The sequence below is a fragment of the Arthrobacter sp. Y3223166 genome, assembly GCF_059090935.1.
In genome coordinates, this window is sequence record NZ_JBNHGE010000008.1 from 41,379 (window position 1) to 67,084 (window position 25,706).

Below are 25,706 nucleotides of genomic sequence, written 5' to 3' on the forward strand. Positions count from 1 at the left end.
AGTAACCGTTAACTACCCTACTGCCAAAGCGGCGGTGATCGCATCGCCGATTTCCGCAGTGGTGCGGGAGGCACTCCCCCGGGTTGCGACGTCGTGCTCCACCGCCTGCTGCACGCGGGCGGCCGCGCCGGCGAGGCCCAGGTGCTCCAGCAGCAGGGCCACGGACAGGATGGCCGCCGTGGGGTCGGCCTTCTGCTGGCCGGCGATGTCCGGCGCGGAGCCGTGAACCGGCTCGAACATGGACGGAGCGGTGCGGTCCATGTTGATATTCCCGGACGCCGCCAGGCCGATGCCGCCGGTGATGGCGGCGGCCAGGTCGGTGATGATGTCGCCGAACAGGTTGTCGGTGACGATCACGTCGAAGCGGGCCGGGTCCGTGACCATGAAGATGGTGGCCGCGTCGATGTGCAGGTAGTCGACGGCAACGTCCGGGAACTCGGCGCCGACCGTCTCCACGGTGCGCCGCCACAGGTGCCCGGCGTGGACCAGCACGTTGTGCTTGTGCACCAGGGTGAGCTTCTTGCGGCGGCCGGACGCGCGGCGGAAGGCATCGCGGACCACGCGCTCCACGCCGTGGGCGGTGTTGACCGAGACCTCGGTGGCGATTTCATGCGGAGTGCCCACGCGCAGCGCGCCGCCGTTGCCCACGTAGGGCCCTTCGGTTCCTTCGCGGACGACGACGAAGTCCACCTCGCCCGGGTTTGCCAGCGGGCTGGGGACGCCGGGCAGCAGCTTCGCCGGGCGCAGGTTCACGTAGTGGTCGAGGGAGAAGCGCAGCTTGAGCAGCATCTCCCGCTCGATGACGCCGGACGGAATCCGGGTGTCGCCGGGGGCGGCGCCGACGGCGCCGAAGAGGATCGCGTCATGCTTGCGGAGCCGCTCCAGCGTCTCCTCGGGCAGGGTCTCGCCGGTGGCCAGCCAGTGCTCGGCGCCCAGCGGGTACTCGGTCAGGTCGAAGGTGGCGCCGCCGTCGGCAGTGGCCGCCGTGAGGACCTTTACCGCCTCCGCCACGACCTCCGGTCCGATGCCATCGCCGGGAATGACTGCCAGGGAGAATGCCTTTGCTGCTGCGCTCATGGCTTCAAGTTTAGGAAACCATTCCACATTCTGGGCAAACCGTCCCAAAATGTGAACACCTCGGGGTTTTGTGCAGCAAGGGTGGCGACTTAAAGGTGGAACTGCGCGATGGCAACCTTTCGGCTCCGCCCTCGGCCGCGGCAGACCGGAGGGCGCCTTTCCCATCAACTGCCATGCCAGGACAAGCACCACCGGCACATGCTGCTGCGCCCCCTCCGGGCCTTGCCAAAGATTAATAAGCATGCTTAGGTTAAATCGTTAAGGGCCGCACGGATCACGCTCAACACGGGCGTCCGTACCCTCCAAAAGACATCGATCGAGAAGGAGATACCATGCTCGCCCAAGAACAAATCAACAACCTGCTCAGCCGCGGCGGAAACGTCGTTTCGACTGACGGAGACAAAATCGGCTCCATCGGCCAGGTCTACGCCGATGATGACAGCGGCCGCCCCACGTGGGTGACGGCCAAGACCGGCCTGTTCGGCTCCTCCGAAACTTTCGTCCCGCTCGAAGCGGCACGCGTGGAGGGTGACGACATTGTGGTCCCCTACACCAAGGACCAGATCAAGGACGCCCCGCGGGTCGACGTGGACGGCTACCTTGAGCCCGCAGAGGAGGACCGGCTCTACGCGCACTATCAGCTGGGCGGCGGCGGGCGGACTTATACCGACGCCACGACCGGCCGGGACACCGACTACACCGCTGCCGGCACGGGCACCGGCACTACCGGGCAGTACGGCACCGACGATACCCGCGGCACGTACACCGAGGACGCCCCGGGCACGGTGGGCCGGGACACCTCCGGTCCCACTACCGACGACGCCATGACCCGCTCCGAGGAGCGCCTGCATGTCGGTACCGAGAAGCAGGCGACGGGCCGGGCCAGGCTGCGCAAGTACGTCACCACCGAGAATGTCACCCAGACCGTGCCGGTCCAGCGCGAGGAAGTCCGCATCGAACGCGAACCGATCACCGATGCCAACCGCGGCGACGCCATGTCCGGCCCGGACCTGAGCGACGAGGAACACGAGGTCACGCTCCACGAGGAACGGCCCGTCGTGGAGAAGGAGACCGTCCCGGTCGAACGGGTCCGGCTTGAGAAGGACACCGTCACCGACGAGGTCAGGGTCGACGAAGAAGTGCGTAAGGAACGCATCGAGACTGACGGCACAGACACCGACACCCGCCGCTAGCGGGGGCTGGCCGACGCGAAAGGCCGGGGCAGGGAGCATTCCCGCCCCGGCCTTTCGCTCGCCCCGGCATGGCGGGTGGCCAGGGCCGCCTAAAGATCGCCGTCAGCGAAGGAATCGAAGATTTTGCGCGTCTTGGCATCCATGGGCAGCATGTACTGACCGTCCGCGCTGTAGCCGAAGCCGGGCTCGGGGACTTGGTGCCCGACCTTGGCCGGCTTTGTCTTGTAGACCCAGGCGCCGAGCGTCAGCGCCTGCTCCGCGCTCAGGTTGGTCTCGACCAGCGGATCGGCGGCGGTGAGCAGGTCCACCAGCCCGGCCGGTCCGCTCATCTTGGCCATGGCGGCGAATCCGAGCAACAGTACCCCCTGGTGCGCGGAGCGGCCGAAGTCGCCGTTGCGCAGGGTTTTCCGCTCCCGGGCGTAGTCCAGCGCCGTCTCACCGTCGAGCTTGCTCTTTCCCGCCTTGACGTCCAGCACCGGGATCGGGGCGTCAATGGTGACGCCGCCGATTTCATCCACCAGGTCCTCGAACTGCCTGAAACCGGTGAGGATGTAGCCCTCCACCTTCAGGCCGGTCACGTCCGCCACGACCTTCTGCTGCGCCTTGGGTCCGCCCCGCATCATGGCCGCGTTGATCTTCGCCTGGCCGCCGCCTGGCATGTCCACCCAGAGATCCCGCGGGATGCCCAGGATGCCGCCTCCGCCCTTGCCGTCCACGCCGATTACCTGGAGGGCGTCGGCGCGGGCTTCGCGAACCTTCTCGCCCTTGCTCTTCTGGGCGTCGGAGCCTATGAGCAGGACGTGGCGCTTGCCGCCCAGAACCGTCTTGTTCACGTCGAGAGAAGGCCACCAGCCGCCCACTGCAGTCCACGTTCCGTCCTTGTCTACGGCAAGGGTCACGTCGTCGCCGGAGGTCAGGACGGCCATGTCCTGCCCGTTCCATTCACCGGTCGCGGCCTTGACGGTGGTTTTGGTTTCGACCGGAGTCCGGCCGGCGAGCGCACCGGCAGCCAGCTTGTTGGCAGCCACGTCGCCGCCCTCGTAGATGGCCGTCGCCAGCTCCGCCAGGGGTTCGGGCATCTCGCCGGTCTCCACCATGCTGGGGCTGGGAGTTGCCGAATGCAGCGGACGGGGCTGCTCGGCCTTCGGCGCGCAGCCGGTCAGCAGGAGAAGGGATACGAGCGGGAGCGCTGCGAGGCGGGCAAGTTTCATGGCTTTATGTTCCCGCTTACCCGGCCGCTGTGCAAAGGTTTCACCGCGCGACGTCTGTGCGCCCGCCGAGACAGCCCTTCCCGTCGGACCGATGTTCTCCTCAAGGGGGCGTCAGCGGGTGCCCTTCCCACCGCCGCGGCTCGCCCGTGGGAGGGTACCTGCCCACTGCCATCGGGCCCGGGCCCGTGGCGGGACCAGCCCGGCGCCCCCGTCTCCGGCATGCGCCGGCGGGCAGCTACCTGGCCCATTCGGTCTGCATCTCCGCGACGGGGTGGATGTTTACCATCCTGACGCCGTCCCCGGTGGTGGCCGTGAACTCGTGCCAGGCGTACGCCGGGATGACGATCACCGTTTGCGCGCCCGCATGGCCGGACTGGCCGTCGATCGTGAAGTCGATCTCGCCGTCGAGCAGTACGAAGATTTCCTCATAGGGATGGCGGTGGCGTTCGGCACCGCGCGAGTTCACGAAGAAGGATGCGTGGGCGCCGTGTTCGCTGCCACGGAAGACGGCGGCTCCCGAGGCGGGACGCAGGCTGGCAAGGGACAGGGCTTTGTAGGTCATCGGAGCGGCCTTCCGGTCAGCGGGTAGCCGACACTCTACCGACTGCGCGCCGGCGGTCCCAGGGGAACGGCGATCCAGCCGTTCGCTTCCCCGGCGGCCGCCACGGCGGAGACAGCGGCAGGGCCTGATGCTACGTTGGCGGGACAGAGCAGTGCAGAGCGCCGTGTGGACGGAGGAAAGGCATGAGCGGTTCCACCACAACCGAAAAACAACCGGAGCTGAAACGGGCCATAGGACCCAAACTCCTGCTCCTGTTCATCGTGGGTGACATCCTGGGCACGGGCGTCTACGCGCTGACCGGACAGGTGGCCGGCGAGGTGGGCGGCGCGGCGTGGGCCCCGCTGCTGCTCGCGTTCGTCGTGGCCACCATCACCGCGTTCTCCTACCTGGAGCTCGTCACCAAGTACCCGCAGGCCGCCGGGGCCGCGCTGTACACGCACAAGGCCTTCGGCGTCCATTTCCTCACCTTCCTGGTGACGTTCGCCGTGCTCAGTTCCGGCATCACCTCTGCCTCCACCGCCGCCAAGTTCCTGGGTGAAAACTTCATCGCCGGGTTCAACCTGGACTGGAACCAGACCGGCGTGACCTGGGTGGCGATTGTCTTCATGGCCGTCCTGGCGGGAATCAACTTCCGCGGCGTCAGCGAGTCGGTGAAGTTCAACGTGGTCCTGACGGTAGTGGAGTTCACCGGGCTGCTAATCGTGATCTTCATCGGCTTCTGGGCCATGAGCCAGGGCAATGTCGACTTCAGCCGGGTCATGGTGTTCGAGACCTCGGAGGACAAGGGCGTCTTCCTGGCCATCACCGCCGCCACCTCGCTGGCGTTCTTCTCCTTCGTGGGCTTCGAGGATTCGGTGAACATGGCCGAAGAGACCAAGGACCCGGTCACCACCTTCCCCAAGGTCATGCTCACGGGTCTGGGCATCACGGTGATCGTGTACGTGCTGGTGTCCATCACCGCGGTGGCCATCGTGCCCATCGGGCAGTTGTCGGAAAGCCCGACGCCGCTGTTGGAAGTAGTGTCGGTCGGCGCGCCGGGCTTCCCGGTGGACGTCATCTACCCGTTCCTGTCCATGTTCGCCGTGGCCAACACCGCGCTGATCAACATGCTGATGGCCAGCCGCCTGCTCTACGGCATGGCCCGGCAGGACGTGCTGCCGCGGTTCCTGGGCAAGGTCCACCCCAACCGCCGCTCCCCCTGGGCCTCCATCATCTTCACCACGCTCATTGCGTTCGTCCTGATCTTTGTGGTCACCAACGTGATGGGCACCGACACCATCGCCGCGCTGGGCGGCACCACTGCCCTGCTGCTGCTGGGCGTCTTCACGATCGTGAACCTGGCGGTGCTGGTCCTGCGCCGCAAACCGGTCGACCGCAAACATTTCCGGACCCCCACCGTGCTGCCCTACCTCGGGATGGCCACCTGCCTCTTCCTGGTGGGCCCGTGGGCGCAGGATCCGATCGAATACCAGATTGCCGGCCTGCTGCTCGGTCTCGGCCTGGTGCTGTGGCTGCTCACCTGGCTCTGGAACCGCGGCGCGTACGGCAGGAAGACGAGGTTCCGCAGCCCGGAGGAACTGGGCGGTTGACGGGACCGGGCGTCCGGAGCGAACCGGGTGAATTGATCGCACAGCGATCGTCCGAAGCCGCCGATTGACGGAGCCCGGGCGATTGACCTGGGGCATGGGTGGGTAAGGACAGTGAAACAACGACGGCGGAGGCCGTCCGCGTGACGACGACGCCGGCGGCCTTCTGAGACCGGCCGCGGGCGAATGAGAGCCAGCAGGAAGGAAGGCCATGGCCGCCAAGAAACACCGGACCGGGACCCTGGACCAGGAGAACCTCGCCGCCTATCTGGACTACCATCTGCTGGGCGCGGCTGCGGGCGTGCAGCTGTTCGACGCCGTCCGCCAGTCGTGGGCGGGAACACCGGAGGAGGCCGAGTTCCGGAAGCTGCGCGACGAGGTGTCCGCAGAGCGCAAGGAATTGAAGGCCCTGCACCGCAGCTTCGGTTACCGGCGCAACAAGCTCAAGCAGCTCGGCTCGATGGCCGGCGCCATTGCCAGCAAGGTGAACCCGCTCAACCCCACGCGCGCTTCGGGCGGGGTGGGCGCCCAACTGGAACTCGAATCACTGATGTCCGCCCTGCGCGGCAAGCAGTGCATGTGGCAGGTCCTGACCGTTCTGGCGCCCAGGGACCGCCGGCTGGACGCCACCCGCTTCCAGGAACTCGAGGCCCAGGCTGCGGACCAGCAGAGACGGGTGGAGCGGATCATGGCCGCGACCGCGGCTCGGCGCTTCCAGCCGGGCGGGTAGGGCCAACCGGCCGGGGGCCAGACGGCCGGCGCTTCCAGCCGGGCGGCTAGGGCTACCCGGCTGGCGCTTCCAGCCGGGCGGCTAGGCTACCCGGCAGCCGTTTCCAGCCGGGCGGCTAGGGCTACCCGGCAGCCGCTTCCTGCCCCACGACGATCGGCTAGCCGGCCGGTTCTTCGTACTTCGGGAAGATCGGCGTGGGCGCCGGCAGCGGGGTGCCCGGCACCAAAGCCGTGCCGATGGCAGCGAAGTCGCGGGCGCCGTCGTCGTCCTGTCCCAGCACGTCCAGCAGCTTGCCGGCCGCGGTCGGCATGACCGGCTGGACCAGGATGGAAACGATGCGCAGCACCTCGAGCGTCACGTAGAGCACGGTGTTCATCCGCTCCACATCCGTCTTGCGCAGCACCCACGGGGCCTGCTCCGCGAAGTACGCGTTGGTGTCGCCAAGCACGGTCCAGATGGCTTCGAGCGACCCGTGGAAATCCTGGACCTCATAGGCCGCCCGGGACTTCTCGAGGAGGCGCTCGGCGCGGGCCAGCAGTTCATGGTCCTCGGCGGCGAGCGTCGCGGGCTGCGGGACCTTGCCCTCGCAGTTCTTCGCCACCATGGACAGCGACCGCTGGGCGAGGTTGCCCAGGTTGTTGGCCAGGTCCGCGTTCATCCGGCCGACCACGGCGTCGTGATTGTAGGAGCCGTCGGCGCCGAAGGGAACTTCGCGCAGCAGGAAGAAGCGCACCTGGTCCAGGCCGTACTGCGCCACCCATTCGGCGGGAGCGACCACGTTGCCCAGCGATTTGGACATCTTCACGCCGTTGTTGTTCAGGAAGCCGTGGATCATGACGCGCTTGGGCAGTTCCAGCCCGGCCGACATCAGGAAGGCGGGCCAGTAGACCGCGTGGAAGCGGGAGATGTCCTTGCCGATCACGTGGACGTCGGCCGGCCAGAACTTCTTAAACGATTCCGACTCCGTGTCCGGGTAGCCGACGCCGGTGAGGTAGTTGGTCAGGGCGTCGACCCAGACGTACATGACGTGCTTGTCGTTGCCCGGCACGGGCACGCCCCAGTCGAAGGTGGTCCGGGAGATCGACAGGTCCTCCAGGCCGCCCTTGACGAAGCTGATGACCTCGTTGAAGCGGCTGCGCGGGGCGCCGAAATCGGGGTGGTCTTCGTAGAGCTTGAGCAGTTTGTCCTGGTAGTTGGAGAGCCGGAAGAAGTAGCTCTCCTCCTCGGTCCAGGTCAGTTCGGTGTCGGTCTGGATGGAGTAGCGCTTGCCGTCGTCGCGGAGCTCGGTCTCGTCCTCGGCGTAGTAGGCCTCGTCGCGGACCGAGTACCAGCCCTCGTACTTGCCCAGGTAGATGTCCCCGGCCTCTTCCATCTTCTTCCAGATGGCCTGAGAGGCAGCGTAGTGGTCGGCATCGGTGGTGCGGATGAACCGGTCGTAGGAGATCTCCAGGACCTGATGGGCCGCCTTGTAGGCCGCGGTGTTCCGGTCCACCAATTCCTTCGGGGTCATGCCCTCCTTGGCGGCGGTCTGGGCGATCTTCATGCCGTGCTCGTCCGTGCCCGTCAGAAACATGACGTCGTAGCCGTCCAGTCGCTTGAAGCGGGCCATCGCGTCGGTCGCAATGTACTCGTAGGCATGGCCGATATGCGGCACGCCGTTGGGGTACGTGATGGCCGTGGTGATGTAGAACGGGGGCTTGGGCTCGGATGCGGTCACCCTATGAAATTACCCTCTGCGTTCGGCGGTGTCGAAATGTGCGACGCCCGCGGTAGGTGCGTGGTAGGTCGGTAGCCGCGGGTGAGGCGGGGCGGGGGCCGGCCTTGGCCTGGAGCGGTGCCGTAAGCACGCAGGCAGCGCGGGCCATGGCTTGGCACGGTGCCGCCGGCGGCAAGCAGCTTGGGCCGTGGCCTGGCATGGGCAGTGCCACACCCGGCGAGGCGAGGCAGCCGTCGAGGGCGGCGGCAGCGCCGCCAGGCGAGGTGCGCCGCCGTCGTGCTTTATCCACAGATGGGCCGCCGGGATCGACGGCGGGCGGGAGTTGGGGCACGTTGGTCCGATGGACGAACTCATCGGCAGTCTCGGACAGAAATGTCGCATTGACCGGCTAGTCAGCTACCGGGAACTGCGCGAACACGGGATCGAGGAACGCCAGATTACTGCCGCCGTGCGCCGCAGGATCCTGCACCGCCTGCGGCGCGGCATCTACATCTCGGAGGAATACTGGCGGGCGCAAAAACCGTGGGACCAGCAGGTGCTGATGATTAAAGCCCACCACGCGGCTTCCGACGGCAACCTTGTTTACAGCCATGCTTCGGCCGCACGGCTGTGGGGCCTGCACATCTGGAACGCGCCGCCTGAAATCCATGTGATCCAGCGCGGCCGCCGTGGCGAGAAGTCCGCTGGAACGGGGGTGGTACGGCACACCCATCAGGTTCCGGACCGAGACGTGCGGATCCTGTACGGGGGCATCCGCGTCACATCCCGCGAGCGGACGGTCCTGGACTGCGCGCGGTCGCTGCAGTTCGAGCCCGCCGTGGTCATCGCCGATTCGGCCCTCCAGCTCGGTGCGAGCCTCGAACGGATGCATGAATTGGCGGACGCCGCCCCCAGATCACGCTTCCTGACACGCGTCCGGCAAGTGCTCGACACCGTCGATGGGCGGTCCGAATCGGCGGGTGAGACCAGATTGCGGCTGAGACTGCGCAGTTGGAACTTCCCGCCGCCGGTACTTCAACACGAGATCAGGACGGCGGAGGGCACTTATCGCGCTGACTTCGCTTGGCCGGCACTGAAGCTCATCTTCGAGTTCGATGGCGACAGCAAGTACCGCGCCTATCACCCCACGGACCAAGTGATTCTGGACGAGCGGAAGCGGGAGACTCGTCTGATGGAAGACGGCTGGACGATCGTCCGTGTCCGATGGAGCCATCTCGACGACGATGATGCGCTCAGGCAGCGTTTGGTCCGGAAGTACAACGAGGCGGTTCGCAAGGCCTCAGGCCAGACGGCGGGAGCGGACGCCATCCACCAGATCCCCCTTTGGCTGCCAGATCAGGGGCTATAACCGGTGATCTGGACGCTGACCCCTGACCTCGTCTCCAGATCAGGGGCCGTGAGCGCCTAGTTCATCCGGGTGCTGCTGTCCGCGGCCTTGATGAGTTCCTGGTCGTGGGACGCCACGAGCACGGCAATGCCGTCCTTGGTGGTGTCCTTCAGGATGTGGATGATCTTGTTGGCCTGTTCGCGGTCCAGGTTGGCGGTGGGCTCGTCCACGACCAGGACCTTGGTGCCCAGGATCAGCGCCCGGGCGATGGCCACCCGCTGGCGTTCGCCGCCGGAGAGCTGGCCCGGACGGTGGCGCATGCGGCGGCCCAGCCCGACCAGGTCCAGCAGGTCCTTGGCCATCTCGGTGCGCTCTTCCACCTTGCCGTCGGGCACGGCCGGCAGCAGGACGTTCTCCAGCGCGCTCATGCCGTCGATCAGCGCGCCGCCCTGGTCCACGTAGCCGATCAGGGCCCGGCGGCGGTCGGAGATCTCGTCGTCATCCATGGCGCTGAGGGCGTCGCCCTGCCAGAACACCTCGCCGGCCGTGGGCTGCTGCAGCCCGGCGGCCACGGTGAGGATGCTGGTCTTGCCGGAGCCGCTGCGGCCGGCCAGACAGTGCATGGTGCCGGCTTCCAGGCCGAGGTCGAAGTCGTCGGCAATCACGAGCGGCTCGGCACCGCCGTCGTACCGGATGGTGATGCCCCGCAGCTCCACCGGCATGGCATGGTCGGCGGTGCGCTCCTTGGTGGCGGCGCGGGTCAGGGGTTCTTCGATCATTTCCGGGTCCTTGTCATCAAAACAAACCAAAGGAGCACGGCCGCGATGCCAGCGGCAGCGGCCCACACCGCGGTATGCGGTGCAATAAACAGGGCGGTCACGACGGCGCCGATGACCGCCAGCGGCAGGGCGACGGCGGCGGTGATGCCGGCCTCGCCGCGGCGGGCCTGCAGCAGCAGCGTGGGCGTCCAACCCATGGCGCCGAGGATGGCAAACTGTTCGCGCTTGCGGCGCGCCTCGAACCGGGTGGTCATCAGCGCCAGCAACAGCGCCGTGACCACGCCGAGCAGCGCCAGCGCGATGTTCAGGCCGCTCAGCTGTGCGGCGGCCAGCGAACCGAGCGCCGTGCTGCCGGCTGCCCGCGGAATGTCGGCCAGCACCGCCATCAGGGCTCCGGCCGCGGCCCCGAGCACCGCGACGCCCAACGCGATGGCCACGGTGTTGAACCGGTTGGTGCTCAGCTGGCGGGCGGCGAACTGCAGCGGGGTCTTCACCGACGGCACGCCGGCCGCCCCGGACGGTTCGACGTCCTTCGCCGGGTGCGGCTTGAGCATGGCGGCGGAGATGAAGGCGGAGGCACCGTAGACGACCAGCGCGATCAGCGACACCCACAGCGTCACGGCGCTGCGGCTGATGGCGCTGGCCACGACGGCTACCACCAGCACGGCGACGCCGCCGACCAGCAGCTCGTTCAGGAACCAGGAACGGATGCGCCGCCGGTTCCAGCCCATGGCCCGCAGCGTCACGGCTTCGGTCCGGCGGGAGCGGGTGAAGGCGACGGCGCTGGCGGCGGTCAACAGCGCCGCGCCGCCGACGGTCAGGGCCAGCAGCGCCGCGCTGGAGGCGCTCAGGGCGCCCTGCACCTCGCCGGCCGCGCCCTGGCGGACCCAGGACTGCTGCACGGTGCCGAGGTCGCTGACCGTGCCGGAGGCGTCCTTGTGGTAGTCCGGCACGTAGATGGACACGTCTTCGCGGGCCGAGCCGGCCACCACCTGGGTCTGCAGGCCGAGGTCCTCGATCGCGGCGGCCACGGCGTTGATCTGGTCTTCGGCGTCGGCCCACGAGCCGGCGGCGTCGACGCGGACGCGGACCGCGTCGATGACAGGCTCCTCGGCGCTCGTGCCGCGGACGGCGGCCAGTCCGGCGAAGTCGGTGATGGCGCCCGCGGACTGCACGGACAGGCCGGCGCCGCTGAGGCCCGGCTTCATCACGGTGTCGTCGACGTTGTTGCCCTCGGCGTCTTCGGTGATGGTCACCGGCGTCGGGTCGTACCCGCCCAACGGCAGGTAGTTCACGTCGCCGGCGGCCTCGCGCACCGCGGACGCGTCGAAGGTGCCGTAGACGAAGGGCAGCGGAGTGGCGGATTCGCCGCCGGAATCCACGGTGCTGCGGTAGGACTGCTCTTCCACCGGTTCCCGCTGGCTCTGGTCCGGTTCCAGCTGCCACTGGAGGGTCTTCTCCGGCAGCTTGTTGACCTGGATCCAACCCTGCGGCGTGGCGGTCTGCTCCGCGCTCCCGTCGCTGGCGGCGTCCCCGGCGGTGAACTCCGGGTTGGACATGAAGTCCGTGGTCCACACCGGCGGCTGGTGCAGGCCGGCGACCATCTGGACGCCGCCGGAGCCCAGCAGGTAGTTGTAGTCCTCGCCGCCGGGCCAGCGCAGCTGGAAGGGCTTGCTGGAGGCGAAGGGCAGGTAGCCCTCCCCCAGCTCCTTGCTGACGGTGCCGACCTCCGAGACAGTGTTGCCGGCGTCGTCCAGTTCTTCGATGGTGACCGAGTAGGTCAGGTCCAGGTCGGTGCCGGAACGGACCACCATGGGGATGACCTGGGATTCCTCGTCCAGCGTGCCGGCTTCCACCGCGTTCTGGTACTGGACAAAGAACGGGCTCCAGAACTCGAACGGGTGCCCGTCGATGGCGGCGCCTTCGCCGCCCTCGGAGAACATGCCCATGCCGAACTGCGAGGAGAAGTGCTGGCCCAGTTCCTGGGCGTTGCGGTCGGTCGGTTCCGGTGCCTGCTTGAGCGGGGCCAGGAAGTCGCCGGCCTCGCCGAGCAGCGCGGATTCGGCCGCCGGGTCCACGGCAACCACCGTCTCGGTGATCTGCGGGAGCATGGGCAGCGCGATGGTGGTGTCGAAATCGCCGTGCATGCTGCCGCCGGCCGGGTCCGGGAACTTGATGCCGGTTTCGCCCTTGGGGGCCACGGTGCGCAGGCTGGTGCCGCCGGGTACTTTCAGCTCCTCCAGCTTCGCCTGGCCCAGGGAACCCTCGGCGGCTGTTTCAAAGAGGACGGTGTCCGTCAGGCCGTCGGAGCTGACGGCCTTGGCGGTGATCCGGTAGTTCGTCGGTTCTTCGTTGAAGACGGAATCCGGCGCCGGCCACTCTTCCTTCGGCACGGCGTCCTTGATGCCCTGGCCCTTGAGGTACTGCTCGATGTTCGGGTTGTAGCCGACATAATCGGTGGCCTTCAGCTGCGGGAACTCGATGTCCTGGACCACCTTGGACACGAGCGAAATCGGGGCGGCGACGGAGACGCCGTCGATCCCCCGGACCTGCTCCAGATCCGACGCGGCGATGCCGCCGTTGCCGCTGAGGAAGTCCGGCTGGCGCAGTTCGTCGCCCGCGGTGCCCTCGGGCAGGACCAGGATGTCGTACACGCCGCGGGTGTTGGCGTCGACGATCCGGGTCAGCGATGCCTGTGCCCGACCCTGGACGAAAATGGAAAGGACCATTGCCGCGATCAGGACGGCGACCGTCACCACGAGCGAACGGCTGCGCATGAAGCGTGACGCAGCGTTGAACCGGATTTCCACAGAATCACTCCATACGGCAGCAAAAAGGCCAGAGGTCGAATTGACCCGGCATTAAGGTTCTCACGAGGTGAGCGCAGGCGAGGAATCGACCCGCGGGTCTGCGTAAAGCCCGCCCGGCCCCGGGGGGAACAGCAGGGACCGGGCGCGCTTTACCGCGCGGCGAGAGTCAGTCCTGCAGGTCGACTTCGCGGGCCACGACGGCGCCGATCTCCGCGCTGAGCCTTTCCAGCAGGTCCTGCGGCAGGGCGCTGTCCACGGTCAGCACGGCCAACGCCTGCTTGCTGGCGTCGTTGCGGGCCACCTGCATGCCGGCGATGTTGATGTCCTGCTCGCCCAGCAGCCGGCCCAGGGTGCCGATGACGCCCGGACGGTCCTCGTAGAGGAAGACGATCACGTGTTCGCTGATCGGCATTTCCACCTCGTAGCCGTTGATGGCCACGATCTTCTGGATCTGCTTGGGGCCGGTCAGCGTGCCGGAGACGGAGATCTGGGAACCGTCCGACAGGGCGCCGCGGATGGTGAGCACGTTGCGGTACTCTTCAGACTCCGTGGTGGTGATCAGGCGGGTGTTGATGCCGCGCTGCTCGGCCAGCACGGGGGCGTTGACGTAGGAGACCTGCTCGGAGACGACGTCCCGGAAGACGCCCTTGAGCGCGGCCAGTTCCAGCGCCTTCACGTCCAGCTCGGCGATCTCGCCGGCCACTTCGACGTCGATCTGGGTCACCGAATCGTGGGTCAGCGCGGTGAAGATCCGGCCGAGCTTTTCGATCAGCGGGATGCCCGGGCGGACGTCCGGGGCGATCACGCCGCCGGCCACGTTCACGGCGTCGGGCACCAGTTCCCCGGCCAGCGCCAGGCGCACGGACTTGGCCACGGAGATGCCGGCCTTCTCCTGCGCTTCCTCGGTGGAGGCGCCCAGGTGCGGGGTGACCACCACGTTCTCCAGTTCGAAGAACGGCAGGTCGGTGCTCGGCTCGGTGACGAAGACGTCGATGGCGGCGCCGGCGATCTTGCCTTCCTTCAGCGCGTCGTAGAGCGCGGCTTCGTCGATCAGGCCGCCGCGGGCCACGTTGACCACGCAGGCTGTGGGCTTCATCTTTTCGAAGGCGGCGGCACCGATCATGCCCACCGTCTCCGGGGTCTTCGGCATGTGGATGGTGATGAAGTCGGACTGCTCCAGCAGCTCGTCCAGGCTGACCAGCTGCACGCCCAGCTGGGCGGCGCGGGCGCTGGTCACGTACGGGTCGTAGGCCAGGATCTGGGTCTCGAACGCCTGCATGCGCGCGGCGATCAGGGCGCCGATGCGGCCCAGGCCGATGATGCCGATCTTCTTCTCGTAGATCTCGGTGCCGGTGTACTTGGAGCGCTTCCACTCGCCGCCCTTGAGCGAGGCGTTCGCGGCGGGGATGTGGCGGGCCAGGGCCAGGATGTGGCCGACGGTCAGTTCAGCGGCGGAGACGATGTTGGAGGTCGGGGCGTTCACGACCATGACGCCGGCCTGGGTGGCGGCCTTGATGTCCACGTTGTCCAGGCCCACGCCGGCGCGGGCGATGACCTTCAGGTTCTTGGCCGCGGCAATGGCCTCGGCGTCCACCTTGGTGGCGGAGCGGACCAGGATGGCGTCGACGTCGGCAATCGCGGCCAGCAGCTGGGACCTGTCGGCTCCATCGGTCTGCCGGATCTCGAAGTCGGGCCCGAGGGCTTCGATGGTCGCCGGGGAGAGTTCCTCCGCCAGCAGGACTACTGGTTTTTCCACAGGGGTGTTCCTTCGCTGCAAGCATGGTGATGGCCGTGCGTATAGATGGGGGTGACTCCAGTCTAGAACGGCTGCGGCCCTGTCCCCCAGTTGTTACCGGTACCGGCCGGCCGGCACCGGCCCGGCGAAACGGCGGGCCATGGGAATCGTGACGACGACGGCGGGCGCCACGGAAACATGACGACGACGACGGCGCGCCTCGGGAGCCGCGACGACGACGGCGGGGCCTTCCGGAAACGCGACGGCCGGCGCCCGCAGTGGGCGCCGGCCGTCGGACTGACCTAGCGGGCTGCTACGCCCTCGGTGTAGTCGTCGTCGGACTTGATCCAGGAGAACAGCTTGCGCAGTTCGCGGCCGGTGGCCTCGATCGGGTGGTCTTCGCCCTTCTGGCGCAGCTCCAGGAACTCCTTGGCGCCGTTGGCCTGGTCGTCCATGAACCGCTTGGCGAAGGAGCCGTTCTGGATGTCGGCCAGGACGGCCTTCATGTTCTCCTTCACCTCCGGGGTGATCACGCGCGGGCCGGAGACGTAGTCGCCGAACTCGGCGGTGTCGGAGACCGACCAGCGCTGCTTGGCGATGCCGCCTTCGACCATCAGGTCGACGATCAGCTTGAGCTCGTGCAGCACCTCGAAGTAGGCGATCTCCGGCTTGTAGCCGGCCTCGGTCAGGGTCTCGAAGCCGTACTGCACCAGCTGCGAGGCGCCGCCGCAGAGCACTGCCTGCTCGCCGAACAGGTCGGTCTCGGTCTCTTCGGTGAACGTGGTCTCGATGACGCCGGCGCGGGTGCCGCCGATGCCCTTGGCGTAGGAGAGCGCCAGGGCCTTGGCGCTGCCGGTGAAGTCCTGCTCGATGGCGATCAGGTCCGGGACACCGCGGCCGGCCTCGAACTCGCGGCGCACGATGTGGCCCGGGCCCTTCGGGGCGACCAGGGCGACGTCGACGTTGGCCGGCGGCTGGATGAAGCCGTAGCGGATGTTGAAGCCGTGGCCGAAGAACAGCGCGTTGCCCTCTTCGAGCTTGTCGGCGATGGACTCGGCGTAGACCTGCGCCTGGACCTGGTCCGGGGTCAGGATCATGATGACGTCGGCCTCGGCGGCAGCGTCGGCGACGGAGAGGACCTTCAGGCCCTCGGCCTCGGCCTTGGCGCGGGACTTGGATCCCTCGGCCAGGCCGACGCGGACGTCGACGCCGGAGTCGCGCAGGCTCAGGGCATGGGCATGGCCCTGGCTGCCGTAGCCAATGACAGCGACCTTGCGGCCCTGGATGATCGAAAGGTCGGCGTCGTCGTCGTAATACAGCTCAGTCACTTAGGTTTCTCCTGTTGGGATTGCGTGGAAAGGAATCAGGCGGAACGCAGCGCGCGGTCGCTCATGGAGCGGGAGCCGCGGCCAATGGCCAGCGTTCCGGATTGGACTATTTCGCGGATGCCAAACGGCTCCAGCACTGCAAGCAGGGCCTCGAGCTTATCGGCGGTGCCGGTGGCCTCCAGGACCAACGAGTCGGTGGACACGTCGACCACGGAGGCGCGGAACAAGTCTGCTGCCTGGGTTACCTGCAGCCGTGTTGCGGCATCCGCGCGGACCTTGACCAGGATGTGGTCGCGTTGCACGGAAGTTTCGGGAACCAGCTCGACAATCTTGATGACGTTGATGAGCTTGTTCAGTTGTTTGGTGACCTGCTCCAGCAGGTCGCCCTCGGCCTCGACCACCACGGTAATGCGGGAGAACCCGTCTGCTTCCGTGGGGCCGACGGCCAGAGAATGGATGTTGAACGCCCGGCGGGCGAAGAGGCTGGCGACGCGGGTCAGCACGCCCGGGACGTCCTCCACCAGCACTGAAAGGGTATGGCGGGACATTCCTAGTCCTCCTCTTCCCACTCGGGGGTCATGTCGCGGGCAATCTGGATCAGGTCGTTGCTCACGCCGGAGGGGACCATCGGCCACACCATGGCGTTGGGGCTGACCACGAAGTCGATCACCACGGGGCGGTCGTTGATCGCCAGCGCCTGCTGAATGATGGCGTCGATGTCCTCCGGACGTTCGCAGCGCAGGCCGACGCAGTCGTAGGCGTCGGCCATCTTCACGAAGTCCGGCACCCGCACGGTGTCGTGCCCGGTGTTCAGGTCGGTGTTGGAGTACCGGCCGTCGTAGAACAGGGTCTGCCACTGGCGGACCATGCCCAGCGAGGAGTTGTTGATCACCGCGACCTTGATGGGGATGTTGTTCAGCCGGCAGGTGGCCAGTTCCTGGTTGGTCATCTGGAAGCAGCCGTCGCCGTCGATGGCCCAGACCACGCGGTCCGGGTTGCCCACCTTGGCGCCCATGGCGGCCGGCACCGAGTAGCCCATGGTGCCCAGGCCGCCGGAGTTCAGCCAGGCGTGCGGGCGCTCGTACTTGATGAACTGCGCGCTCCACATCTGGTGCTGGCCCACCCCGGCGACGTAGACGCCTTCCGGCCCGGTCAGCTCGCCGATCCGCTGGATCACCTGCTGCGGGGCCATCAGGCCGTCGTCGGGCTCGGCGAAGCCCAGCGGGTAGGTCTCGCGCAGCCGCTCCAGCGTGGCCCACCAGGCGGAGAGGTCCGGGGTTCCCTCGGCGGCGAACCGCTCGCGGCAGGCCTCGGCCAGTTCCGGAATGATCTCCTTCACCGAACCGACGATCGGCACGTCGGCGGTGCGGTTCTTGGAGATTTCCGCCGGGTCGATGTCCGCGTGGATCACCTTGGCACCCGGGGCGAAGCTGCTCAGCACGCCGGTGACGCGGTCGTCGAAGCGGGCGCCGAGCGTGATCAGCAGGTCGGCCTGCTGCAGCGCAGTCACCGCCGAGACGGAGCCGTGCATGCCCGGCATCCCCACGTGCTGCGGGTGCGAGTCCGGGAACACGCCGCGGGCCATCAGCGTGGTGGCCACCGGGGCGCCCACCAGCTCGGCCAGCTCGCGCAGCTCCTGCGACGCGTGGGCCTTGATCACGCCGCCGCCCACGTAGAAGGCCGGGCGCTCCGCCGCGGCGATCAGCTTGGCGGCCTCGCGGACCTGCTTGGAGTGCCCGCGGACCACGGTGCGGTAGCCGGGGATGTCGATCTTCGGCGGCCACGAAAAGCTCATCGTGGACTGCTGGGCGTCCTTGGTGATGTCCACCAGCACCGGGCCGGGGCGGCCGGTGGTGGCGATATGGAACGCCTCGGCCAGGGCGCGGGGAATGTCCTGCGCCTTGGTGACCAGGTAGGAGTGCTTGGTGATCGGCATGGTGATGCCGACGATGTCCGCTTCCTGGAACGCGTCCGAGCCGATCACGGCCGAGGAGACCTGCCCGGTGATCGCCACCATCGGCACCGAGTCCATGTGCGCGTCGGCAATGGCGGTGACCAGGTTGGTGGCCCCCGGGCCGGAGGTGACAATGCAGACACCGGGGCGGCCGGTGACCATGGCATAACCCTGTGCGGCGTGGCCTGCACCCTGTTCATGACGGACCAAGACGTGGTTGATCTTGGCCGAATCCATGAGCGGGTCGTAGGTGGGGAGGATGGCCCCGCCCGGCAACCCGAAGACGTCATCGACGCCCAGTTCTTCCAGCGAACGGACAACGGCTTGTGAGCCGGTCATTTCCGTGGGCGGCACGATGTTGTTCGGCCCGACTACCGGGCTGAGGCCGTCCACGACGGAAGAGACAGAGGTAGCTACATCTTTGGTTTTGACAGCGTCGGGCGAGGCCGGCGCCTTATTGGCCATCAGCGAGGGGCTGATTGGCGATCCCTTAGTCATCGGATTTCCTTTGCGGATCTTGATGTTCTCTGATGTGCTTGCCGTCCTCCGCGAGCGGGGAACGGCCCTGTTCTCTTCTGCAAATAAAAAAACCCCGTCGAGCCGGTTGGCTCCGATGGGGTTTCGCGCGTGACGTGGTCGTGCCAGACGGGCGTTTACGCCACGCGCTTGGTAAGGACGACCACGGATACGCTTTGCATGGCTTCAGTCTCGTGCCACGCGGATATCAGTGTCAACCTGAGACGTCGCCGTCTCATTATTTGGGCACCTGAGTCCAAATAATGGACTCCCGGCGCCCGGGAGGGTCACGACGGCGGGCGCCCACCTCGCGGAGGGGAGGCGCCCGCCGTCGTGATTCAGCTGCAGTACGCGCCGGTGGAGGCGGAGTTCACGAGCTTGACGTACTTGGCCAGCACGCCGGTGGTGAACTTCGGCGCCAGCGGTTCCCAGCCCACCCGGCGCGCTTCCAGTTCGGCCTCGTCGACCAGCAGGTCGAAGCTGCGGGCGGCGATGTCCACGCGGATCAGATCGCCGTCGCGCACGAACGCGATGGGGCCGCCGTCGACGGCTTCCGGCGCCACGTGCCCGATGCACAGGCCGGTGGTGCCGCCGGAGAACCGGCCGTCGGTGAGCAGCAGCACGTCCTTGCCGAGCCCGGCGCCCTTGATCGCGCCCGTGATGGCCAGCATCTCGCGCATGCCCGGGCCGCCCTTGGGGCCCTCGTAGCGGATGACCACCACGTCGCCGGCCTTGATCTGCCCGTTGTCCAGCGCGTCCAGGGCGCCCTGCTCGCGTTCGAACACGCGGGCGGTGCCTTGGAAGACGTCGGCGTCGAAGCCCGCGGACTTGACCACGGCGCCCTCGGGAGCCAGCGAACCGTGCAGGATGGTCACGCCGCCGGTCTTGTGGATGGGGTTGTCCAGAGCGCGCAGGATCTTGCCGTCCGGGTCCGGCGGGTTGATGGCCGCCAGGTTCTCGGCCACGGTCTTGCCGGTCACGGTCAGGCAGTCGCCGTGCAGCAGGCCCGCATCCAGCAGCGCCTTCATGACCACCGGGACGCCGCCGATCTTGTCCAGGTCGAACATCACGTGGCGGCCGAAGGGCTTCATGTCGGCCAGGTGCGGGACCTTGTCGCCGATCCGGTTGAAGTCGTCCAGCGTCAGGTCCACCTCCGCCTCACGGGCGATCGCCAGCAGGTGCAGCACGGCGTTGGTGGAGCCGCCGAAGGCCATGGTCACCGCGATGGCGTTCTCGAAGGCCTTCTTGGTCATGATGTCGCGGGCGCGGATGCCCTTGCGCAGCAGGTTCACCACGGCCTCGCCGGACTTGTGCGCGAAGTTGTCGCGGCGGCGGTCCGCCGAGGGCGGCGCGGCCGAGCCCGGCAGGGACATTCCCATGGCCTCGCCGATGGAGGCCATGGTGTTGGCCGTGTACATGCCGCCGCAGGCGCCTTCGCCCGGGCAGATGGCGCGTTCGATCGAGTCCAAGTCCTTGCGGCTCATCTTGCCGGCGGCGCAGGCCCCCACTGCTTCGAAGGCGTCGATCAGCGTGACTTCCTTCTCCGAACCGTCCTCCATCTTCGCGAAGCCCGGCATGATCGTGCCGGCGTAGAGGAACACCGAGGAGAGGTTCAGGCGGGCGGCGGCCATCAGCATGCCCGGCAGCGACTTGTCGCAGCCGGCCAGCAGCACGGAACCGTCGAGGCGCTCGGCCATCATGACCGTTTCCACCGAGTCGGCGATGACCTCGCGGGAGACCAGCGAGAAGTGCATGCCCTCGTGCCCCATGGAAATGCCGTCGGAGACGGAGATGGTGCCGAACTGCATCGGGAAACCGCCGCCGGCGTGGACGCCTTCCTTGGCGCCCTGGGCCAGCCGGTTCAGCGACAGGTTGCAGGGGGTGATTTCGTTCCAGGAGCTCGCGATGCCGATCTGCGGCTTGGCGAAGTCCTCGTCGCCCATCCCTACGGCTCGGAGCATGCCGCGCGCCGGAGCGGCGTGGATGCCATCGGTTACTACCCGGCTACGGGGCTTGATGTCTGGGGTTGCGTCCGCACTCATGGCATCGATTCTATGACCCGCGCCGCCATGGCAGGGCCATATTACGACGGCGGTGCCTCGGCTGCCCCGGCGCCCCCCGGCCCGGGCCGCCCGGATCCGGCCGCCCTGCACCGCGCCGGGCTGCCCGGATGCGGCCGCCCTGCCGCGCGCCGGGGCTGCCCGGATCCGGCCGCCCTCAGCCCTGCTGGCTGGCGATCGCCGCCGCCTCCTGCTGCAGCATTCCGATCACGCGGTGCACGCTGCTGCGCTCGGCCACGTCGCTGCGGGCCAGCACCACGATGGTCCGGCGGGCGCGGATCCCCTCCAGCGGGCGCATCACGAAGCCGCGGGTGGACTGCGCCTTCCGGGAGGTAAAGCGCGGGACCACGGCGAGCCCGTGCCCGGCGGCCACCATGGCCTCCATCACGCGCAGGTCGGCGTAGCGTGTGGTGCGCTTGGCGAGCCTGCCGGTGCGCGCTTCGATCTGGCGCAGCACCTGCTCGAAGGGAAAGCCCTGCGGGACGCCGATCCACGGGTGGTCCACCACGTCCTCGGGCCGGAGGACGTCCAGTGCCGCCAGCGGATGGCCGGCGGGCATGGCCACGTCCAGTGGTTCGTCCAGCAACGGCAGCACGGTGATGCCGTTGCGGGCGAAGGCCTCAACGCCCTGCTGGCTGTGGGCCAGCACCAGGTCGTAGTCGGCCGCCAGCGGCAGGAACCCCTCGACGGACGGGTCTTCCAGGCAGGGGTCGAAGTGCAGCCCCTCGATGTCCTGCAGCCGGTACATCAGGCCCGGCAGGAACATTTCCGCCGCACTGGGAAAGAACGCGGCACGGATTTGGTTTTGCCAGCCGCTGCGGTAGCCGTCCACGGTGGCCTGCGCCCGCTCCATCGCCGCGGAGACGTCCGCGGCGGCTGCTGCCATGGCCAGCCCGGCCTCGGTCAGCCGCACTCCCCTGCCGGCTTTCTCCACCAGCGTGACGCCCACCTCCTTCTGCAGCGCCTTCAGCTGCTGGGAGACGGCCGAGGCTGTGATCTTCATCGCAGCGGCGGTGGCGACGACTGACCCGCGGTCGCCCAGTTCCCGCAAAATCTGCAGCCGCCTCATGTCCATAAAGAGATACTACATAGTGAGGTAAGTAACGTTAGCTTGAACTTGACGGTTGCCCCGGTTGACAATAGCGGCATGACAGTCTCAGTTGCCCTGACCGCAGTAGGGATGGCCGCCGTCTTGGCGCGCCTCGCCGTCGTTGTCCGCCGCGACCATGGCCCGGTTCCCCGCAGCCACACGTGGGAGACCGACCATTCGGCCATGCCGGTGAAAGCGGTCGACGCCGTCTGACTTCCACCTTTACAATCAAGCGCCGGGCACCACATGGGCCAGGCGCTTTTTTGTGGGTCCGGTTCCTTAGGCTGACGGCAGCGCCCCGCGCTTCCGGCGCCGCAGGCGCCCAGCACTCCCGCCCGATTACGCACCTTCCGAAGGCCACATGCCCACCAGCGACGAACTCAAGGACGCGCTTAGCGCCATCTTTGACTCCCAGATTCCCAACTACGGCGACTACAACCTCGTCTTCGCCAGCGGCCGCCAGGACGATGCGCACCGGACGCAGGGCGGGACCGAAGACTTTTACGTGATCGGTTACCGCTGGCGGCCGCAGGAACTGGTCATCGCGCCGTTCGACGGCTCCGCGCTGACGGCCGGCGGCACCCCCGTCGCGATCAACATGACCAACATGTCCCACGCAGTCCAGCTCGGCGGCGGGGAATACGAAGTGGGCACCAGCACCGGCAGGACGTTCCGGTTCGGCGTCCAGGCCGAAGGCAGGCTGCCCGCCGAGGGCCACACGATCGACCAGTCCGAAGACCAGCCCGACTTCCACAGCTTCATGGCGGAGCTGATCTTCCGGGCCTAGCGGCCCGCCCCGGGCCTGCAAAGCATCGCCTCAACCTGCCGGTCCACCTCACGTTTTCGGAGACGGAACCGGCCACGGGAGGCTATAGACACTGCCGTGTCCCGCACGTAACGTCGGGACCGGATGCAGCACAACCATCAACCGAAGGTGAAGGCCATGGACCGGAGATGGGGAATCAGGACCGCCGTCGCAGCCACCCTCGCGACCGCCCTGCTGTGCCGGTTGTTCAGCCGCAAGTCCCGCTCCACGAAGGCCGGATCCCTGGCCGCCTCCGCGCCGGCGAATCCGGCGCACGCCCCCTCCGGACCCGCCCCCACGCCGTCGAACCTGGCGCACGCGCCCTCCGAGACCGCCCCCACGCCGTCGAACCTGATGCACGCCCCCTCCGAGGCCGCCCCCACGCCGTCGAACCTGATGCACGCCCCCTCCGGCACTGCCAGCGGGAACCCAACGACCGGCCGCACGCCGCGGGCATTCGACGAGGACCTGATGGTGGAGGAGACCATGCCGGAGTCCCCGGGCGACACCGGCACGTCGGCTGCCGGCGGCTTCGGCGCGGACGAGCCGGTGCCGGCCGATGTCGAGGACGCGGCAGCGGAGCAGGCGGCGGTCACGGAGAAACCGCTCTACGATGAGACCGAATGGCTCGGTTACGCGGGCGAGGCGGTCATCGAACCGTCCGTGGAGGCCGAGGATGGGAACGGAGCGGACCGGAAACGAGGCTGACGGATGGACGACCAAGCGGATCGGCGCATCCTGCCGCTTCGGTTTGCCCCCTTGGCCCTGGCCGTAGCGCTGGCGGCCGTTTTGGCTGGTTGCAGCGTCGGCGGCAGCGGCCGGCCGGACAGTAGCGGCGGCGCCGCTACCAGCCCGGACGTGGAAGCGGCAGCCTCGGGCCTGGCCGAACCGTGGTCCATAGCCGTACTGCCCGACGGCAGTGCCCTCATTTCCGAGAACGACACCGGCCTGATCAAACACGTGGTCGACGGCGAAACGGTTGCCGCCGTGCCCGTGGACTCCGCGCTGGAAACCACCGGCGAGGCCGGCCTGCTGGGGCTGGAGCCCAGCCCCGATTTCGACGCCGACGCCCGGCTCTACGTCTACCTCACCTCGCCGGAGGACAACAGGGTTCTCAGCTACCGCTGGGACGACGGCCGGCTCAGCGACGGGCAGGAAATCGTCACGGGCATTCCCAAAGCCGGGATCCACAACGGCGGGCGGCTCAAGTTCGGCCCGGACGGCTACTTGTACATCGCCACCGGCGACGCCGCCGATTCCTCCCGCTCCCAGGATCTCTCCTCTCTGGGCGGCAAGATCCTACGGGTCACGCCCGACGGCGACCCTGCCCCCGGCAACCCCTTCGGCGACAGCCCGGTCTACAGCTTCGGCCACCGCAATGTGCAGGGGCTGGCGTGGGACGCCGACGGCAGGCTCTGGATTACGGAGTTCGGCCCCGACCGGGACGACGAGCTGAACCTGATCGAGCCCGGCGGCAACTACGGCTGGCCGGACGTTACCGGAGCCCCCGGCGACGAGCGGTTCATCGACGCCAAGGTGGTCTGGCCGTCCACGGCCGAGGCCTCCCCCAGCGGCATGGCCCTGGTGGACGGGACGGCGTGGATCGCCGCGCTGCGCGGCCAGCGGCTCTGGCGGGTGGAGCTCGACGGCACCGAGGCCGGAGAGCCCGAGGCCTTTTACGAAGGAGAATACGGCCGGCTGCGCGACGTGGCCGCTGCCCCGGACGGCCGGCTCTGGGTACTCACCAACGGCACCGACGAGGACCGGATGCTGGCGGTTTCTGTGAAGTAGGCGACAAAGGCCGCCTCAATTTCACATTCGCGGAAAAGTCCTGCTAGAGTTACATGTCGTTGCGAGGGAGAAAGCGCCCGGGAAACCGGCGCCGGCCCCTCACCGACAGCTGCACCTCTAGCTCAACTGGCAGAGCAATTGACTCTTAATCAATGGGTTCCGGGTTCGAGTCCCGGGGGGTGCACAGACAAACCCCGTCTGATTGGCGAAAGCCCGGTCAGGCGGGGTTTTCCGTTCTTTGACGGCGGGACAAGGTCTTCGGAAGCGACACGCCCGCAGCATCCCTAGCCGGGCTTCGCCAACTGATGGATTCGTTCGATCACCCGGACGACCTCCAAAGCCTCCCGGGGATTAACCGGGATGGGCCCGCTTCCCCGGACCGCCAGAGCCGCAGCCCGGTAAAACCCAAGGTAGTCGCCTCGTTCGGTCGGCACCGCAATGGGGGCGGGATGGCCCGGCGCCCGGATGCCGAGCGTGCCCCACGTGCTTTCGGGCTCGGCGCCGAACCCTGGATCAGTTGGGACTGCCCCCGCCGCCAAGGCCGGTTCCTGGCCGTCCAGGCCATAGCTGACATAGGCGCTTTCGGTCCCCAGAACGCGGAAGCGGGGTCCGGCTTGCGCCGCCACCCGGCTCATCCAGAGCCGCGAATGCACGCCGTTCGAGTGGAATAGCTCAATGAGGCTGACGTCGTCGTTGCCGCCGCCATCACGAACGGTGCGCACGTCGGCACGGACCTCTTCAACCGGACCGAACAGCACCAAGGCCTGGTCTATGAGGTGGCTGCCCAGATCAAACGTGATCCCGCCGGCCAGGTGCGGAGGCGTCGTATCCTGCCAGCGGTCAACGACTTTGGGCGCCCAGTGCTCAAAGTTCGATTCAAACTGATAGACCCGTCCCAGATGCCCCTCGGCCAGCATCTTCCGCACCGTTCGGAAGTCCCCGTCCCACCTCCGGTTCTGGAACACGATCAGGGGTTTCCCGACGCGTTCTGCCCGTTCTATCAGTTGCTCGCCGTCGCCGACCGTTGGCACGAAGGGCTTGTCCACGATCACCGCCAAGCCCGCGTCCAGTGCTGCCAGCGCTTGATCCACATGGGTGTGGGGAGGGCCGGCTAGCACCACCAATTCCAGATCCAGGCCCCCCGCCAGCATTTCGTTGGCGTCTGCAACAATCTCTGCAGCGGGATGGTCCTTGGCGGCCTGCAGCCTCCGTTCCGGGTGGGCCGTCGCGATGACGTCCAGGGAGAACTCCGGAAGGGCGCCGAGGAAGGGCCCATGAAAGACTTTTCCGGCCAGCCCGTAGCCCACCAAGCCGGTGCGGACAGGCCGCGGAGGGCCTTGGGCGTTCAACATACCGGAAGATTACTCTTGTGCCATAATTTGTTCAAGGAATTAACAATTGGGAGCAATGGGGATGGAGTAGCCTGCGGTTGAAC

21 protein-coding genes and 1 tRNA gene are annotated in these 25,706 nt (G+C 67.6%); 9 read left to right on the forward strand and 13 right to left on the reverse strand.

Features of this window, described 5'->3' with window-relative positions; genetic code table 11:
- Positions 1–12: 12 nt before the first annotated feature.
- On the reverse strand, positions 13–1,077 hold the full coding sequence (locus AC5RUH_RS06045) for a 3-isopropylmalate dehydrogenase (RefSeq protein ID WP_494128140.1): 1,065 nt from the start codon (positions 1,075–1,077) through the stop codon (positions 13–15).
- A gap of 332 nt (positions 1,078–1,409) precedes the next feature.
- On the opposite strand from AC5RUH_RS06045, the gene AC5RUH_RS06050 reads away from it, so the two are divergent.
- The gene (locus AC5RUH_RS06050) at positions 1,410–2,270 is read left to right on the forward strand and encodes a DUF2382 domain-containing protein (RefSeq protein WP_494073772.1); all 861 of its coding nucleotides are present in this window, start codon (positions 1,410–1,412) and stop codon (positions 2,268–2,270) included.
- A gap of 89 nt (positions 2,271–2,359) precedes the next feature.
- Here AC5RUH_RS06050 and AC5RUH_RS06055 read toward each other — a convergent pair whose 3' ends face one another.
- Positions 2,360–3,481 (reverse strand): LCP family protein, encoded by a 1,122-nt coding sequence (locus tag AC5RUH_RS06055; protein ID WP_494049789.1) that lies wholly within the window; start codon positions 3,479–3,481, stop codon positions 2,360–2,362.
- 235 nt (positions 3,482–3,716) lie between these two features.
- Entirely contained in the window at positions 3,717–4,043 is a 327-nt protein-coding gene (locus AC5RUH_RS06060; protein ID WP_494128141.1) for a cupin domain-containing protein, read from the reverse strand.
- 182 nt (positions 4,044–4,225) lie between these two features.
- Here AC5RUH_RS06060 and AC5RUH_RS06065 point away from each other — a divergent pair, with 182 nt between their 5' ends.
- Both AC5RUH_RS06065 and AC5RUH_RS06070 read left to right on the forward strand, forming a co-directional pair.
- On the forward strand, positions 4,226–5,632 hold the full coding sequence (locus tag AC5RUH_RS06065) for an APC family permease (RefSeq protein WP_494128142.1): 1,407 nt from the start codon (positions 4,226–4,228) through the stop codon (positions 5,630–5,632).
- 208 nt (positions 5,633–5,840) lie between these two features.
- Positions 5,841–6,359 (forward strand): hypothetical protein, encoded by a 519-nt coding sequence (locus AC5RUH_RS06070; RefSeq protein ID WP_494128143.1) that lies wholly within the window; start codon positions 5,841–5,843, stop codon positions 6,357–6,359.
- A 157-nt stretch (positions 6,360–6,516) separates the two neighbouring features.
- Here AC5RUH_RS06070 and metG read toward each other — a convergent pair whose 3' ends face one another.
- Complete coding sequence (gene metG, locus AC5RUH_RS06075) at positions 6,517–8,076, reverse strand: methionine--tRNA ligase (protein WP_494128144.1); 1,560 nt, start codon at positions 8,074–8,076, stop codon at positions 6,517–6,519.
- Positions 8,077–8,416: 340 nt separating this feature from the next.
- Between metG and AC5RUH_RS06080 the strand changes: the two genes are divergently transcribed.
- Positions 8,417–9,424: a hypothetical protein gene (locus AC5RUH_RS06080; protein ID WP_494128145.1), complete on the forward strand. Its 1,008-nt coding sequence runs from the start codon at positions 8,417–8,419 to the stop codon at positions 9,422–9,424.
- A 56-nt stretch (positions 9,425–9,480) separates the two neighbouring features.
- Here AC5RUH_RS06080 and AC5RUH_RS06085 read toward each other — a convergent pair whose 3' ends face one another.
- The 8 genes from AC5RUH_RS06085 to AC5RUH_RS06120 all read right to left on the reverse strand — a co-directional run bounded on the left by AC5RUH_RS06085 (position 9,481) and on the right by AC5RUH_RS06120 (position 21,660).
- On the reverse strand, positions 9,481–10,182 hold the full coding sequence (locus AC5RUH_RS06085) for an ABC transporter ATP-binding protein (RefSeq protein ID WP_494000030.1): 702 nt from the start codon (positions 10,180–10,182) through the stop codon (positions 9,481–9,483).
- Positions 10,179–12,992, reverse strand: a complete 2,814-nt coding sequence (locus AC5RUH_RS06090; RefSeq protein ID WP_494128146.1) for an ABC transporter permease — start codon at positions 12,990–12,992, stop codon at positions 10,179–10,181. Before AC5RUH_RS06090 ends, AC5RUH_RS06085 begins: the two co-directional genes overlap by 4 nt.
- 166 nt (positions 12,993–13,158) lie before the next feature.
- Positions 13,159–14,748 carry a phosphoglycerate dehydrogenase gene (gene serA, locus AC5RUH_RS06095; RefSeq protein WP_494000032.1) on the reverse strand — a complete coding sequence of 530 codons (1,590 nt, stop codon included), beginning with the start codon at positions 14,746–14,748 and terminating at the stop codon, positions 13,159–13,161.
- A 281-nt stretch (positions 14,749–15,029) separates the two neighbouring features.
- A complete protein-coding gene (ilvC, locus tag AC5RUH_RS06100) occupies positions 15,030–16,055 on the reverse strand; it encodes a ketol-acid reductoisomerase (RefSeq protein WP_494128147.1) in 1,026 nt (341 codons plus the stop codon).
- 35 nt (positions 16,056–16,090) lie between these two features.
- Positions 16,091–16,603 (reverse strand): acetolactate synthase small subunit, encoded by a 513-nt coding sequence (ilvN, locus tag AC5RUH_RS06105; RefSeq protein WP_493979937.1) that lies wholly within the window; start codon positions 16,601–16,603, stop codon positions 16,091–16,093.
- Between the two features lie 2 nt (positions 16,604–16,605).
- Positions 16,606–18,507: an acetolactate synthase large subunit gene (locus AC5RUH_RS06110; protein WP_494128148.1), complete on the reverse strand. Its 1,902-nt coding sequence runs from the start codon at positions 18,505–18,507 to the stop codon at positions 16,606–16,608.
- A 356-nt stretch (positions 18,508–18,863) separates the two neighbouring features.
- Positions 18,864–20,567 (reverse strand): dihydroxy-acid dehydratase, encoded by a 1,704-nt coding sequence (ilvD, locus tag AC5RUH_RS06115; RefSeq protein WP_494128149.1) that lies wholly within the window; start codon positions 20,565–20,567, stop codon positions 18,864–18,866.
- 175 nt (positions 20,568–20,742) lie between these two features.
- Positions 20,743–21,660 (reverse strand): LysR family transcriptional regulator, encoded by a 918-nt coding sequence (locus AC5RUH_RS06120; RefSeq protein WP_494128150.1) that lies wholly within the window; start codon positions 21,658–21,660, stop codon positions 20,743–20,745.
- A 72-nt stretch (positions 21,661–21,732) separates the two neighbouring features.
- Here AC5RUH_RS06120 and AC5RUH_RS06125 point away from each other — a divergent pair, with 72 nt between their 5' ends.
- The 5 genes from AC5RUH_RS06125 (at position 21,733) to AC5RUH_RS06145 (ending at position 24,455) form a co-directional block, all read left to right on the forward strand.
- The gene (locus AC5RUH_RS06125; protein ID WP_494000036.1) at positions 21,733–21,888 is read left to right on the forward strand and encodes a hypothetical protein; all 156 of its coding nucleotides are present in this window, start codon (positions 21,733–21,735) and stop codon (positions 21,886–21,888) included.
- Positions 21,889–22,036: 148 nt separating this feature from the next.
- Positions 22,037–22,462 carry a hypothetical protein gene (locus AC5RUH_RS06130; protein WP_494012359.1) on the forward strand — a complete coding sequence of 142 codons (426 nt, stop codon included), beginning with the start codon at positions 22,037–22,039 and terminating at the stop codon, positions 22,460–22,462.
- 156 nt (positions 22,463–22,618) lie between these two features.
- Positions 22,619–23,188, forward strand: coding sequence for a hypothetical protein (locus AC5RUH_RS06135; protein WP_494073764.1), 570 nt, complete (start codon positions 22,619–22,621; stop codon positions 23,186–23,188).
- Between the two features lie 3 nt (positions 23,189–23,191).
- On the forward strand, positions 23,192–24,271 hold the full coding sequence (locus tag AC5RUH_RS06140; RefSeq protein ID WP_494000039.1) for a PQQ-dependent sugar dehydrogenase: 1,080 nt from the start codon (positions 23,192–23,194) through the stop codon (positions 24,269–24,271).
- A 111-nt stretch (positions 24,272–24,382) separates the two neighbouring features.
- Positions 24,383–24,455, forward strand: a tRNA-Lys gene (locus AC5RUH_RS06145).
- Positions 24,456–24,555: 100 nt separating this feature from the next.
- On the opposite strand, the gene AC5RUH_RS06150 is transcribed toward AC5RUH_RS06145, so the two are convergent.
- Positions 24,556–25,623 carry a Gfo/Idh/MocA family protein gene (locus AC5RUH_RS06150; protein ID WP_494073762.1) on the reverse strand — a complete coding sequence of 356 codons (1,068 nt, stop codon included), beginning with the start codon at positions 25,621–25,623 and terminating at the stop codon, positions 24,556–24,558.
- Positions 25,624–25,706: the final 83 nt, after the last annotated feature.